The organism is Exiguobacterium sibiricum 7-3 (assembly GCF_000620865.1).
Classification (GTDB): Bacteria; Bacillota; Bacilli; order Exiguobacteriales; family Exiguobacteriaceae; genus Exiguobacterium_A; species Exiguobacterium_A sibiricum_A.
In genome coordinates this window covers 2,326,518-2,340,456 of sequence record NZ_KK211190.1, presented here as the reverse complement: position 1 = coordinate 2,340,456, position 13,939 = coordinate 2,326,518, and the positions used below count along the sequence as shown (strand labels likewise).

Below are 13,939 nucleotides of genomic sequence, written 5' to 3'. Positions count from 1 at the left end.
AAAAAGTCCGATGAGAATCGGACTTTCGTGTACGTTATCGTGCGACCTCATCCGTTTGGCTGATCCAGTCGCTGTAAGAACCTGCATAGAGCCGGACATCTGTTTTCCCTAAAGCGTGCAAGGCTAGGACATTGACGCAAGCAGTCACGCCACTGCCGCAATAAAGAATCGGAGACTCCGCTTCGAGCAGCTCAGCGTACAATTCCTTCAAATCTTCCGCATCTTTCAAGCGGCGGTCTGGCGAAATCGCCTTTTCGAAGAAACAATTCACAGCACCCGGAATGTGACCGGCAATGGAATCAATCGTTTCGTTTTGACCCTGGAATCGATCAGGTGACCGGGAATCGACGAGATAGGTGTCTGCCGGACGATTTTTAACTTCTTCATATTGAATCAGCATGTCATCTTTAAAGTCGGCTCGATAAGTCGATTTTTCAAAAACAGCAGATTCTGAACTCACGGGAAAATCAAATGCGAGATAAGATGATAGTCCACCTTCAAGGACGACGACACGTTCATGCCCGGCCCATTTAAAAAGCCACCAGGCACGTGCTGCATAAGGGAAGCCATCATCATAAAGAACGATGAAATCATCGCGCTGGACCCCGAGTGACTCCAAGGTACGAATCCATTGCTCTTTTGAAGGTAATGGATGGCGTCCGCCCGTTTCGGAACGTGGTCCTGATAAATCAGTTGATAAATCTAAATACTGTGCGCCCTCGACATGGCTTTCCTTAAAAGCGTCACGACCATAATCGGGCTGCTGCAAATCATAGCGACAATCAAACCAGCGAATCTGATCCGTATGGACAAGTTGCTGTAAGTCTGTCATTTGAATGGTTGGAAACATAAACATCACCTTGACCCTTTCTAAAGTAATCATATGAAAGGTACCGTTTTATCGCAAGTCGTAACAAACATCTTGTACAAACAAACTTAAAGGAGTGGACACTACATGTCATGGAAAGAGACCTACCAAAAATGGAATCAGTTTTCGGGATTAGAAACTGAATTAAAAGAAGAATTGACGGCACTTGCGGCAGATGACAAAGCAGCCGAAGAAGCCTTTTACAAAGAGTTGGAATTCGGGACAGGTGGTATGCGTGGTGAAATCGGTGTCGGGACGAACCGGATGAATGTATACACTGTCCGTAAAGCCTCACAAGGGTTTGCTGACTTTATTAAGGCAGAAGGAGCGGAAGCAGTCGCTCAAGGTATCGTCATCGCACATGACTCCCGTCACTACTCTCCGGAGTTTGCGTTAGAAGCAGCGAAGACGCTTGCCAGTAACGGGATTAAAGCGTACTTGTTTGATGGACTCCGGCCAACACCAGAACTGTCATTTGCCGTGCGTGAACTCCGTGCAGCAGGCGGAATCGTCATTACGGCGAGTCACAACCCACCGGAATATAACGGTTATAAAGTCTATGGGAACGACGGTGGCCAATTACCGCCAAAAGAAGCGGATGATCTTGTCTCTTACGTTGATCAAGTCGAGGATGAACTTTCAATCGAACTTGAAGCGGAAGAAGTATTGCGAGCGAATGGATTAATCGTTCGTGTCGGAGAACAGCTGGATGACGCGTATCAAGAACAATTAAAAACGATTCGTGTTTTACCAACGATTCAAGACGAGTTAACAGCACCTTTAAAAATTGTCTTTACTCCGCTTCATGGCACAGGTCTTGTGCCTGTAACGGTCGGATTAAAGAATTATGGTTTTGAGCATGTGACGGTCGTCGAAGAACAGGCGAAGCCGGATGGTGCGTTCCCGACAGTTTCTTCCCCGAACCCGGAAGAGCATGCGGCGTTTAAATTGGCGATCGAGTACGGAGATCGTGTCGATGCGGATGTGTTACTTGCGACGGATCCGGATGCCGACCGTGTTGGTGTTGCGACACGTGATGCGGACGGAGAGTGGGTCGTCCTCACAGGAAACCAGACAGGTGCGTTACTACTTGATTACATCTTGTCACAAAAATCAGCTCAGGGTACATTGCCGAAAAATGGTTTTGTAGCGAAAACGATTGTCACATCGGAACTTGGAGCTTTGATTGCAAGACATTACGACTTACACGTTGAAAACACATTAACAGGATTTAAATTTATCGGTGAAAAAATCAAGCAATACAATGAATCCGGGGAATATGAATATCTGTTTGGTTATGAAGAAAGTTATGGCTACTTGATCGGGGACTTCTGCCGTGATAAGGATGCTGTCCAGGCCTGCTTGCTTGCTGCTGAGATGACAGCGTATCACAAGAAAGAAGGACGGACGCTGTATGAGGCATTACAAGCTATCTATGAGCAGTTCGGCTACTTTGAAGAATCGCTTCGTTCATTGACGCTGAAAGGTAAAGACGGTGTAGCACAAATCGGCCGGATCATGGATACATTCCGGGAGCATCCGCCAAAACAAGTGGCAGGTGAAAAGGTCGTCTTATTTGAAGATTATGATGCCAGCATCTCGCATGATTTGATACAACATCAGCCATCACCAATCAATCTGCCGAAATCAAACGTCTTGAAATTTACGTTAGAAGACGGTTCGTGGTTCTGCCTTCGTCCATCTGGAACAGAACCGAAAATCAAGTTCTATTTCAGTGTGACATCACCGGACGCCGCAGAGACAACACGCAAACGTCAGTTGATTGAAGATGAAGTGATGCAGGAAGTCGAGCAAATTCAATAATCGGATAAACCGGGAACACGAAAACTGGCAAAGAGATCATCTGTCTCTGCCAGTTTTTTTGTATATTTGTTTAAGAAGGTCGTAACCCGTGCAACCGTTCTCAAATTCATGTAAAGTGAACGATGAAGCACGATAGAGAAAAAGGAGATGGATACACATGGAACGCGTACAATTAACAGAAGAACTTTCATTTTCGAAAATCATTCATGGACTATGGCGTCTGAATGAATGGAACATGACGGCACAGGAGCGACTCGAATTAATTGAACAATGCTTAGCATTAGGAATTACGACATTTGACCATGCCGATATTTATGGTGATTATACGAATGAAGGACTGTTTGGTGAAGCATTGGCGCTGAAACCTGAATTACGTGAACGGATGGAAATCGTCACAAAAACCGGTATCAAAATGAAAGGAAATCATTTCTCGGATCAAAAACTTTCATTTTACGACACGACAAAAGAGCATATCATTGAGCAGGCGACCCGTTCATTAAAGGAACTGGGTATCGATTACATCGATACATTACTGATTCATCGTCCCGATCCATTGATGGATCCAAACGAAATAGCCGAAGCATTCGTCGAATTAAAAGAATCCGGAAAAGTGCGGACGTTTGGATTGTCGAACCATACACCGGCTCAACAAAGTTTGATTCAATCACGACTGCCGTTTATGCTCGTCACGAACCAGCTTGAGCTGTCTGTCGCGGAACTGAAGCATTTTGAAGACGGTTCGGTTGATTTATGCCACGAAAATGAAATGCCGCTCATGGCATGGAGTCCGCTTGCCGGAGGACGATTGTTCAAAGAAGAACAATTTGCGCCGCTTCGTGAAAAACTCGAGGAGATCGGACGTGACATCGGAGCGGAAGAAATCGACGAAGTAGCCTATGCCTGGTTGCTCAAACATCCGGCGCGCATCATGCCAATCGTCGGTTCAGGAAAAATTGAGCGGATCGAATCTGCTGTCCGGGCGACGCGTCTCGAACTGTCACGTGAACAATGGTTTGAAATCTTAAAAGCTTCCCGTGGACGGGATGTCGATTGAAAAATAGCCTTCGGGCTATTTTTTTGTACAAAAAAAGTCCCATCTCAAGGGGGAGTTGAGATGGGAGTATCTATAGGGTTATGCTTCGAGACGAAGCATTTCCTGGCGATATTTATCTAAACGTTCTTTACTAGCGACAACAGCTGCTTGATCACTGACTTGGATAGCATCGAAGAGCGTACTGAGCTCATAATCGATTTCGAGGCGTAGCACTGGAATCCGCTGCTCTGCATCTTGTCTACGGAAAGCTTCAATTACTTGTTTCATCTCGGCCACGCTCCTTTTAAAGTTATCAGATAATTCTGATTTTTATTAGTATACTTGATTATTCCCGTGTTGGCTAGTATTAAACCTGAAAAAGATTAAAAAAAACACTTGGAATGTGTAACGATTCCAAGTGTACTTATTTTATTCCGGAATACTGAATCGTGCTTCGAGACGATGTTGAACACCTTGAATTAATGTGGACATAATCCAATAAATCGCAGCTGAAAACAGCAATAACGGCATGACAAGATAGGTTGTTGCTGAAATCTGATCAGACACATAAGTCAGTTCTTCAACGGCTACGATTGTCCCGAGTGAAGTCGATTTGATAATATCAATAACCGAGTTCGACAGGGGAGGAATGGCACGTGAAAGAGCTTGTGGGAGGATAACATCCTTAAACGTCTTCCGGCGTGGAATTCCGAGTGAATCCGCAGCTTCCCATTGTCCGCGATCAACAGACGAAATCGCTGCTCGGAACGATTCGGAGATGTAGGCCGAGAAGTGAAGCGACAGACCAAATGCTAACGCTTGGAAGCCGGTCAGTTGAAGAACGACGAGACCATTGTATAAAATCAGAATTTGCAGTAACAGTGGCGTTCCTCGGAAAAATGAAACATACAATCGTGCGAAGCCGCTTAAGACGGCAAAGCGACTATCCCGCATGACGGCAAGAATCAGACCAAGAAAAAGCGCAAAGACGATGGCAAATCCACTTGCAAGAAGTGTAGTGCCAATCGCCTTTCCGTAAACGTCCGCATTATCGCGGACGATTGTAAACAATTCCATCACTTACTGATGTCCTCGTTAAAGTATTTTTTCCCAAGATCTGCGAGTGTGCCGTCTTTTTGCATCTCTGCGAGTGCTTTGTTGAAGTCCTCTGCATACTTGCTGTTTTTCGCCATCATCAGACCTGATTCGTTTTTGTCAAACGTCTCACCGACAGCTTTTACTTTGTATCCTGCTTTTTTAAGTTCTGTCAGGACAAACAGACGATCGTTCATGGCAGCGTCGACGCGACCTGCTTCAAGATCTTTCAAGACTTGGTTTGCGCCTTTGTAGTATTTGACTTTCGCACCGGCTTCTTCCGCTGTTTTCGCATAGAGTGAGCCTTGTGTCGAACCGACTGTTTTTCCTTTTAAGTCGTCAAGTGTCTTGATGTCATTTGTTTTGTTGTTAACGATGATCGTTGAACCGGAAACCGTGTAGGCATCAGAGAACGCATATTTTTCTTTCCGCTCATCTGTGATCCCCATTTGGTTGGCAATGACGTCGATTCGTTTTGAATCAAGTGCTGGAATCAATCCTTTGAAGTCCATCGCTTTGTACTCGACTTTATAGCCGGCACGTTTTGCGACTTCATTCATGACATCGATATCATAACCTGTCAGTTTGCCTTTTTCTTTATACGTAAATGGTGGGTATGTTGCTTCTGTTCCGACCGTTACGATTTTTTCGTCTTTGTTTGCTTCTTCGTTAGAAGCGCCGCACGCCGCTAACACCCCCGCTGTTGATAGTGCTGCTACTGCTAGCTTTAGTCCGTGTTTCATAGCGCTCTCTCCTTTTAATGAATAAATGATTTCAATTCCTAGTTTTCGAATAGGATTAATTTAAGACTACAAGCAGTATCATACAAAGTTACAGGAACGTCTGTCAATAAAAAAGACTGCCCATGAATGGACAGCCTGATTGCGGTTACTGAACTCTTAAAGATTAACGGATTGTTGCTTCTGTTGCTGCATCGAAGAAATGCGCTTTTGTCATGTCGAAGAAGAGGTCTAAATCTGAACCCATCTCGACGTGTGAACGCGAGTCGACACGTGCTGTGAACGCTTGGTTACCGACTTTTGAATAGAGGTAAGACTCGGCTCCCATGAGCTCAGATACTTCAATGTGTGCCGGGAAACGGTGAGCTGTCTGTGTATCTTGATAGATCAACTCAGCATGAATATCTTCCGGACGGATTCCGAGAACAAGATCTTTACTTGTGTAGCCACGTTCGCGCAGGACTTTCATCTTACCTTCAGGAACTTCAAATTTCTCTTCTGTACCCGTGACATGGAAGAGACCGTCTTCCGCGAGTTTACCTGTCAGGAAGTTCATTGACGGAGAACCGATGAAACCAGCAACGAACATGTTGTCCGGGTGGTCGTATACTTCTTTTGGTGTTCCGACTTGTTGAATGAGTCCGGCTTTCATGATGACAATTCGAGTCGCGAGGGTCATCGCTTCCGTCTGATCGTGCGTCACGTAAATCGTCGTCGTTTCAAGACGTTTGTGCAACTGGATGATTTCCTTACGCATCTGAACACGTAGTTTAGCATCCAAGTTCGAGAGCGGCTCATCCATCAAGAAGACTTTCGCATCACGGACGATGGCACGGCCGATTGCGACACGCTGACGTTGTCCACCAGAGAGGGCTTTCGGTTTACGCTCCAAATATTCTTCGAGTCCGAGAATACGTGCTGCATTGTCGACACGTTGTTTGATTTCGTCTTTCGGGAACTTCCGAAGTTTCAGACCAAATGCCATGTTGTCATATACGTTCATATGTGGATAGAGGGCGTAGTTTTGGAAGACCATCGCGATATCACGATCTTTAGGCGCCACATCGTTCATGCGTTTTCCATCGATGACGAAATCTCCGCCTGAAATTTCTTCGAGGCCGGCAATCATTCGTAATGTCGTCGATTTACCGCAACCTGATGGTCCGACGAAGACGATGAATTCTTTATCTTTAATATGAAGGTTAAAATCATCCACTGCTTTTGCTGTTCCTGAATAAACTTTATCAATATGCTCAAGACGAATATCTGCCATGTGTACATCCTCCTGTAAATTAAGTAATCGGTTACTATAACGCTTACAAGACTTAGTATAGGAGAACTGGTACGAAAATCATATGGACAACATGCCAGAATGTAAACGTTATCATTTGGTCACTATGCTACAAGAAGAAGCGTATAAAGGAACATCGCACCCTCGAACGACCGGATATCGATTTCCGTCTGTTCCGTCAGTCGGTCGAGCCGGTACTGAAGACTGTTTCGATGTAAAAAGAGATGCTTAGCCGTCAGTGAAACATTTAAGTTGGCGCGGCAAAAGGCATCGATCGTCTCGCGTGATTCGCGTTCGAGCGGTGTGATGAACCGTTCGATCAAATCGTCGCGGATATCTGTCGACAGTAACGTCAACCGCATCAGGGCAGGCAGGAACCGTTCAATGTGTAATAAGGGAAGTTCACGTAAAGCAGCCTGCTCCAACCGGAATTGAGCTGCCAGGTCTCCGGATTTTCGTTGTTGGCCGATCAAGACCTTGCCGTCCATCAGAAAATCAGACTGGAGAGCTGTAAAAAAATCATGTAAATCATTTTCTGTGACAGACTCTTCCCGTTCAATGACGACAAGACGATTGGATGTTAACGGGATGATCCAACTCGACGGATGAAAAAAAGAAGTCAGCAGTTGTTGCAAATCTTCGCCGGTCCGGACGTCAAGTTGTTCAAATAAGAAATGAATCATCCGAAACGGGTCTGCTTCTTCACTGTGCTGTTGTTCCAACCGATGACGCCACGTGACAATCTGATCGGAATCAGACGTAACGACCCGTTCTGCAATCAGGTCGAGCAAATCCAGTTCACGAGGAGTGAGAACCATATTTTCAATCCCGAAACGCAGTCCATCGGCTAACTGATATACGGTATACTTATCGGTACAGTACAAGGTAGGATCGGTGGAGAGATGATCCTTAAATAAGACGGTTAATTGATGTAACATACAAGGCGCCTCCCTAAAAAGTCCTACTAAGACTTTACCACAATACCAAAATCGGAAGGAACGAGGATCTATGCAAGTAGAAGTTGATTTAGTTATAAAGATGATTGGAATGATCATCATTGGAGCATTGATTGGGGCAATCACCAATCATCTCGCAATCCGGATGTTATTTCGTCCGCTTGAAGCAAAGTATATCGGAAAGTACCGAATTCCGTTTACACCGGGACTAATTCCAAAACGTCGTGACGAACTAGCGGCGAATCTCGGGCGAACGGTCGTCAAACATTTATTAACTCCGGAAGGAATCAGCAAGCGGCTTCAGCAGCCGGTCGTATACGAGGCAATTACCCGGATGATTCAGCAGGAGTTACAGAAGTGGACGCGCTCGGCGAAAACAATTCGTGAAATTGCCGAACGATTTGTCACGAATCCGGAAGGTAAATTACAACATCAAATGGAGCATCGGATTGATCAGGAATTGGTAACGATGGCTGCTTCGGTTAAAACAGCGCGGTTATCAGAAGTCCTCGGGGATGGCGGAACGACAAAAATCAAGACAGCGATTCCTGGGATTGTCGAGACATTACTTCGGCAAACCGAACAGTATTTTGACAGTCCAGCCGGGAAAATGAAACTGGAAGAAACGGTCGCTCAGTTCATTCAAAGTAAATTAGGCGGAGGCATGTTCGGGATGTTGCTGGCTAATGTCAATCTCGTGGAAATGATTCAACCGGAACTCAAACGGGTAATACAAGGAAAGTCGACACACCAGTTCATCAGTGAAATGGTCGAACAAGAAATCAGTGCGTTACTAGAGCGGCCGGTTGAAGAACTGCTTGGAGCGGAGACGGAACAACAACTCATCGAGCGAATGAAATCAGAAATCTTAACGCGTATTCCATTGACGAAATTATTGGATACGGAATTACGTGAACTACTGGAACCGCTTGAAGTCCGGATCAGTCAAGAAATGGTTCCGATGCTTTCTAAACAAGTGGTGGTCCGCCTGGTCGAACAAGTCGAGCGAATCATGGCGACACTGGATCTCGAAACGATTGTTCGGGAAGAAGTCGATTTACTGGATACCGCGTATCTGGAAGAAATCGTCCTGTCGATTTCAAGAAGAGAATTCCGGGCTATCACTTGGCTTGGGGGACTATTAGGTGGTTTAATTGGAATGATACAAGCGATACTTCTTATCGTTTAACTAAATTGGAGGGTTCAAATATGTCTGAAACAAACTTATACGATCATGCTTACACACTAGAGCGTGCACTACGTGAAACATCAGAATACACTACACTTAAGGATTTGTATGCGCAAGTCAATGCGGATCCAATGTCGAATGAGCTATTCGCCTCATTCCGCAACGTGCAACTTGAGTTACAACAAAAACAAATGCAAGGTGAAGAAATCACACCTGAGGATATGGCATCGGCACAAGCGAAGATGCTGGAAGTCCAAAACAATCCATTGATTGGTCAACTGATGCAGGAAGAACAACGCATGCACACGATGTTGACGGAAGTGACACAAATCATCATGAAGCCACTCGAAGAACTATACGCACCGATGATGGAACAAAATCAAGACGACGTTCAATGACATCATGAAAAAGCCTCGCTTCCGTTTCATCGGAACGAGGCTTTTTTCATGATGTTTTTTCCGTTGATACAAGGCGAGGGAGGTAAGCCCGTTCAAAATGAACCAACTGTCCGGCACGGGTCACACGTGCTCCGCGGTGTTCCAAGTCTGCTTCTTTCAGGCGGCGGATACCTTCTTGACGCGCCTCAGAATCGGAGGGAGCGTCAAAGGTATCATCCAGTAACGTTTGTCCTCGATCTGAAAATGCGGTAATCGTATAAAGCATGGCTGATTCCTCCTTATCCGAAATAACTAGCTTAAGTGTAATGAATAGTCATTCATTTTACAAGTATGAATCAATGTCTTGCCACGTTAATTGTTTGGAGAGGGGGGGGGATTCAAGATGACTGACGCTCATGCCGATCAGGCGGATCGGACCTGAAAAGTCAATTTCATTAAACAGTTTGGTCGTAACCCGGAGTAACGTTTCTTCATCAGCCGTTTCTTCTAAAAACGTATAACGTTTAGAGCGAGACTGGAAATCTTCCGTTTTCCATTTAATTGTGACGGTTCTGCAGACCAGTTCCTTTTGGTTCAGCGTTTTGACAACGGACAGTGCTTCGCGTTTTAACGTTTCGAAAATGGTATCGATATCTTCTGTATCTTCTTCGAACGTACTTTCAGATCCGATTGATTTCCGTTCCCGGTGCGGGCGGACCATTCGTTCATCTTCACCGTGCGCCATCGTATACAGTTCAGTTCCCCGATCTCGGCCGAGTAGCCCCCGCAGTTCAGCTATCGGCGATTGTTGGATATCTGCCACAGTGTTGAAACCATGTTTTTGGAGCGTTTGCTCCGTGACTTTTCCGACTCCGTGTAAATCCCCGATCTTTAATCCGGATAAAAAAGGTAAGACAGCATCCGGAGGCAAAACGGTTAACCCGTTTGGTTTTTGATGACCCGAGGCAATTTTAGCAACAAGTTTTGAGTTCGATACACCGGCAGAGGCAGTCAAACCTGTCCGTCGTTTGATTTCAGTCAGAATGTACTGGGCAATATGCGTCGCACTTGTCATCTGCAGGTTGTTTTCTGTGACGTCAAGATAGGCTTCATCTAACGAAAGTGGTTCGACAAGAGGCGTGACCTCAAGAAATAACTCCATGATTTGGGCACTGACAGCACGGTACACTTCAAAACGGGGGCGCAGGAAAACGGCCCGCGGACACAGTTGAAATGCCCGTCGAGACGGCATGGCGCTGTGAATGCCGTATTTACGTGCTTCATACGAACAGGTGGCGACGACACCTCGCGCATGAGGAGGGCCACCGACGATGACGGGAACCCCTTTTAGATGCGGTCGATCGCGCTGTTCCACAGAGGCGTAAAACGCGTCCATGTCGACATGAATGATTTTTCTTCCCATCATCGTCTCCTCCTTTCTTTCAATCGGTTAGTTCGTTACACTAAGTATAACGAACTTATGTTCTGTCATCTATTTTTTACTCTCGACTTTTTATTAGGCATTCGGACGAGCGCTCCTAACCAACCACGGCGTTTCATCCAATAAAAGATTCCGCCGGTCGTAAGGAAAATCAAAAAGAGGGAGCTGGCATATCCATATTTCCAGTCGAGCTCTGGCATATTTTTAAAATTCATTCCCCAAATCGCACCGAGGGCCATCATTGGCGTGGCAACGGCTGTGAAAATCGTCAGGGCTTTCATGATTTCATTTCCTCTGAAGTTCGAGACGGTTGTCGAAAGATCAAGCAATACCTCGATATCTTTTTGATAGTGTTCAATCAGCATCAACAGACGTTTTACCCGTTTTTCTGCCAGTCGGTAAGGTAAAGCATCCGTGTACGTACTTTGCCGAACGAAAGCTTCGGGACCTGCTAAAACAAGCTCACGGAACGGGACGATCAAGTCGGACCAGTTTTCGATCGTATCGCGTAAGCCAAAAATACTGTCGAGAGAATTTTCGTCGATGCTTCCCCGGAGCTCATCTTGTCTCAAAAAAAGTTCTGTTTCAAAAGCATCGATTCCCGAGAAGTAGGTATTCATTTGCAGGGATAACAGGGCATAAAAAGCTTCGAAAGGGGTCGTAGTCTCAAACGGTTCAATTAAGGAAACCGTATGTTCCGATAAGCCGATTGTAATCAGTTCCGTCGGTGAAAGATAATAACAGATAGAGCGGCGATCGCTTTTATCGGCCGGATTTTGCCAAGTTATGATGGATCCGTATAATAAGTCGAGTTCGACACGTGTAAAGTTCATATCTTTTGTGGACAGTTGATTCAACCAGTCCAACTTAAAGGCATCGGTTGGTGTTTCAGAATGAAAATATTCTTCAAATTCAGCAAGCGTTAAAAAACGATGCCATGTAAAGAGTGAGTCGAATTCCATGTTTTGAGCTCCTATATAGTAGAATGGTAGAGTGACGTTTGACAGTCAGAGAAATATGTAAATAGCTCCAATCGAAATGAGTCCAGATAAATAAAAAGGATGTGTTGTGAAATGAAAGGTATCGGTCAGTTAGCAATTGGGGAAATGCTCGATCAACGAGTCATGATCAAGCAGGCATTAAAAGGAATTGCTGCAAACGGAAAACCTTATCTGACATTGATTTTAGCAGATAAAACGGGAGAAATTGAAACAAAGATGTGGGATACAAGCGATCTTGAAAAATATGCACCGAAATTCATCGTCCATGCGGCGGGTGAAGTGATGGATTACCGAGGACGAACACAATTGAAGCTGAAGCAAATTACCGTCCTGGACGAAACGAATGTGGAAGACTACATTCAATCGGCTCCTCTTCCGCGTGAACAGATTGAAACGGAAGTACTTGGCTTCATCGAATCGATTCAACATGCCGAGATGAAGAAACTGGTCAAGCATCTGGTCATCAAGGATTTCGATGCATATTTTACACATCCGGCCGCAGTCAAAAACCATCATGCGTTTTATTCTGGTTTATCGTATCATGTCCTTTCGATGTTAAAACTGGCTGACCAAATCGCCCGTTTGTATCCTACTTTAAACCGTGATTTGTTGATTGCAGGTGTCGTCTTGCATGACTATGCAAAAATCAAGGAACTGTCTGATCCTGTGACACCGGAATATACGCTTCCCGGAAAGCTTGTCGGGCATATTTCATTGATGGTCGCAGAATTAGAAAAAGTCGGGGCGGAGTTACAAATCGACGCAGAACTTTTGACGGTCTTACAACATCTCGTTTTAAGCCATCATGGTCGTCCCGAGTGGGGGTCGGCAGTCGCACCACAGATGCGTGAAGCCGAAGTATTATTCTTGATTGATAATTTGGATGCACGAATGACGATGATGGATCGTTTGCTCGAGTATGTAGAGCCCGGTCAGTTTTCTGAACGGTCATTTGCGTTAGATAATCGATCTTTTTATCGTCCCAAGCTATGAATAAATGACTTGAAGTGATTCAAAAGGATTTGAAATTGATCAGAGGAGTGAAATTCATGAAAACAAAACTATTCGAAGCAATCCAAATCGGTGAACTTCTGTTCCGGAATCGTGTCATCATGGCACCAATGTGTATGTACAGTGCAAAAGACGATGGTCTCGTAACAGATTGGCATGTCACACATTATGCCTCACGTGCTGTTGGTGGCGTCGGTGGTGTCATCTTAGAGGCAACGGCTGTCACACCAGACGGACGAATCTCAGCAGGTGATTTAGGCGTTTGGTCGGATGAACATATCGACGGACTTCGTCGCATTGCAGATCAAGTGAAAGCGGCGGGGGCAAAAGCAGGTATCCAACTGGCGCACGCCGGGCGAAAAAGTACGACGGCTAAACCGCCTGTCGCACCATCAGCAATCGGATTTGACGATTCATACGACCATCCGCATGAATTGACTGTAGAAGAAATCGATGTTATCAAACAACAATTTGTCGAGGCGGCACTTCGTGTCGAACAAGCGGGTTACGATTTCATCGAATTACATGGAGCACATGGCTATTTGATCAACACATTTTTATCTCCATTGTCGAATAAACGCCAAGATCAATACGGTGGATCAATGGAAAATCGGATGCGCTTTTTGCTTGAAATCATTGATGCGGTTCAAGAAAAATCCAATTTGTCATTATGGGTCCGGATTTCGGCAGCGGACCATGCAGCAGGCGGGATGACGGCAACGGATTATATTCCACTGGCCGAGGAACTGTTAAAACGGAAGATCGATTTGCTCGATTGCAGTTCTGGAGCGGTTGTTGCCAATGCAGTTCCGGACGTGTATCCCGGTTATCAAGTGCCGTATGCAGCTGAAATCAAGCAAGCAACCGGAATCAAGACTGGAGCCGTGGGTCTGATTACGACGGCGACGCTTGCAGAAGAGATCATTCGCAGTGAACGAGCGGATGTCATCCTGCTTGCCCGTGAACTTTTGCGTCAACCGTACTGGGTCTATCATGCGGCAGCAGAACTCAAAGACGAGGTCAGTTTACCGAAACAATATGAACGGGCTCCGATTCGTTAATAGGAATAAAAGCATAACCAAAAAAATCCCTGCCTTCCAAGATGGAAGCAGG

15 protein-coding genes are annotated in these 13,939 nt (G+C 45.4%); 6 read left to right on the top strand and 9 right to left on the bottom strand.

Annotated elements, in window-relative coordinates; translation table 11 throughout:
- Window positions 1–34: 34 nt before the first annotated feature.
- Entirely contained in the window at window positions 35–850 is an 816-nt protein-coding gene (locus P402_RS0113120) for a sulfurtransferase (RefSeq protein WP_026829108.1), read from the bottom strand.
- 105 nt (window positions 851–955) lie between these two features.
- Here P402_RS0113120 and P402_RS0113115 point away from each other — a divergent pair, with 105 nt between their 5' ends.
- Together P402_RS0113115 and P402_RS0113110 are read left to right on the top strand one after the other, a co-directional pair.
- The gene (locus P402_RS0113115; RefSeq protein WP_026829107.1) at window positions 956–2,692 is read left to right on the top strand and encodes a phospho-sugar mutase; all 1,737 of its coding nucleotides are present in this window, start codon (window positions 956–958) and stop codon (window positions 2,690–2,692) included.
- Window positions 2,693–2,849: 157 nt separating this feature from the next.
- Window positions 2,850–3,746, top strand: a complete 897-nt coding sequence (locus P402_RS0113110) for an aldo/keto reductase (RefSeq protein ID WP_026829106.1) — start codon at window positions 2,850–2,852, stop codon at window positions 3,744–3,746.
- A gap of 78 nt (window positions 3,747–3,824) precedes the next feature.
- Here the strand turns inward: P402_RS0113110 and P402_RS0113105 are convergent, their stop codons facing one another.
- The 5 genes from P402_RS0113105 to P402_RS0113085 form a co-directional block, all read right to left on the bottom strand.
- Window positions 3,825–4,013, bottom strand: coding sequence for a hypothetical protein (locus tag P402_RS0113105; RefSeq protein ID WP_014969669.1), 189 nt, complete (start codon window positions 4,011–4,013; stop codon window positions 3,825–3,827).
- A gap of 141 nt (window positions 4,014–4,154) precedes the next feature.
- Complete coding sequence (locus tag P402_RS0113100; protein ID WP_034770010.1) at window positions 4,155–4,802, bottom strand: amino acid ABC transporter permease; 648 nt, start codon at window positions 4,800–4,802, stop codon at window positions 4,155–4,157.
- A complete protein-coding gene (locus P402_RS0113095; protein ID WP_026829105.1) occupies window positions 4,802–5,563 on the bottom strand; it encodes a transporter substrate-binding domain-containing protein in 762 nt (253 codons plus the stop codon). Before P402_RS0113095 ends, P402_RS0113100 begins: the two co-directional genes overlap by 1 nt.
- A 163-nt stretch (window positions 5,564–5,726) precedes the next feature.
- A complete protein-coding gene (locus tag P402_RS0113090; protein WP_026829104.1) occupies window positions 5,727–6,833 on the bottom strand; it encodes an ABC transporter ATP-binding protein in 1,107 nt (368 codons plus the stop codon).
- Window positions 6,834–6,955: 122 nt separating this feature from the next.
- A complete protein-coding gene (locus P402_RS0113085) occupies window positions 6,956–7,789 on the bottom strand; it encodes a PucR family transcriptional regulator (RefSeq protein ID WP_026829103.1) in 834 nt (277 codons plus the stop codon).
- 70 nt (window positions 7,790–7,859) lie between these two features.
- Between P402_RS0113085 and P402_RS0113080 the strand changes: the two genes are divergently transcribed.
- Both P402_RS0113080 and P402_RS0113075 read left to right on the top strand, forming a co-directional pair.
- Complete coding sequence (locus P402_RS0113080) at window positions 7,860–8,996, top strand: DUF445 family protein (protein WP_026829102.1); 1,137 nt, start codon at window positions 7,860–7,862, stop codon at window positions 8,994–8,996.
- Between the two features lie 20 nt (window positions 8,997–9,016).
- Window positions 9,017–9,394 (top strand): YlbF family regulator, encoded by a 378-nt coding sequence (locus tag P402_RS0113075; protein ID WP_012369586.1) that lies wholly within the window; start codon window positions 9,017–9,019, stop codon window positions 9,392–9,394.
- 46 nt (window positions 9,395–9,440) lie between these two features.
- Here P402_RS0113075 and P402_RS16550 read toward each other — a convergent pair whose 3' ends face one another.
- From P402_RS16550 to P402_RS0113060, 3 genes are all read right to left on the bottom strand, one after another.
- Entirely contained in the window at window positions 9,441–9,659 is a 219-nt protein-coding gene (locus tag P402_RS16550) for a YhzD family protein (protein WP_051525163.1), read from the bottom strand.
- 57 nt (window positions 9,660–9,716) lie between these two features.
- Window positions 9,717–10,796 carry a DNA polymerase IV gene (dinB, locus tag P402_RS0113065; RefSeq protein WP_235188883.1) on the bottom strand — a complete coding sequence of 360 codons (1,080 nt, stop codon included), beginning with the start codon at window positions 10,794–10,796 and terminating at the stop codon, window positions 9,717–9,719.
- Window positions 10,797–10,861: 65 nt separating this feature from the next.
- Window positions 10,862–11,776, bottom strand: coding sequence for a magnesium transporter CorA family protein (locus tag P402_RS0113060; RefSeq protein ID WP_026829100.1), 915 nt, complete (start codon window positions 11,774–11,776; stop codon window positions 10,862–10,864).
- A gap of 111 nt (window positions 11,777–11,887) precedes the next feature.
- Between P402_RS0113060 and P402_RS0113055 the strand changes: the two genes are divergently transcribed.
- Both P402_RS0113055 and namA read left to right on the top strand, forming a co-directional pair.
- On the top strand, window positions 11,888–12,808 hold the full coding sequence (locus P402_RS0113055; protein ID WP_026829099.1) for an HD domain-containing protein: 921 nt from the start codon (window positions 11,888–11,890) through the stop codon (window positions 12,806–12,808).
- A gap of 56 nt (window positions 12,809–12,864) precedes the next feature.
- Window positions 12,865–13,887: an NADPH dehydrogenase NamA gene (gene namA, locus P402_RS0113050; RefSeq protein ID WP_026829098.1), complete on the top strand. Its 1,023-nt coding sequence runs from the start codon at window positions 12,865–12,867 to the stop codon at window positions 13,885–13,887.
- Window positions 13,888–13,939: the final 52 nt, after the last annotated feature.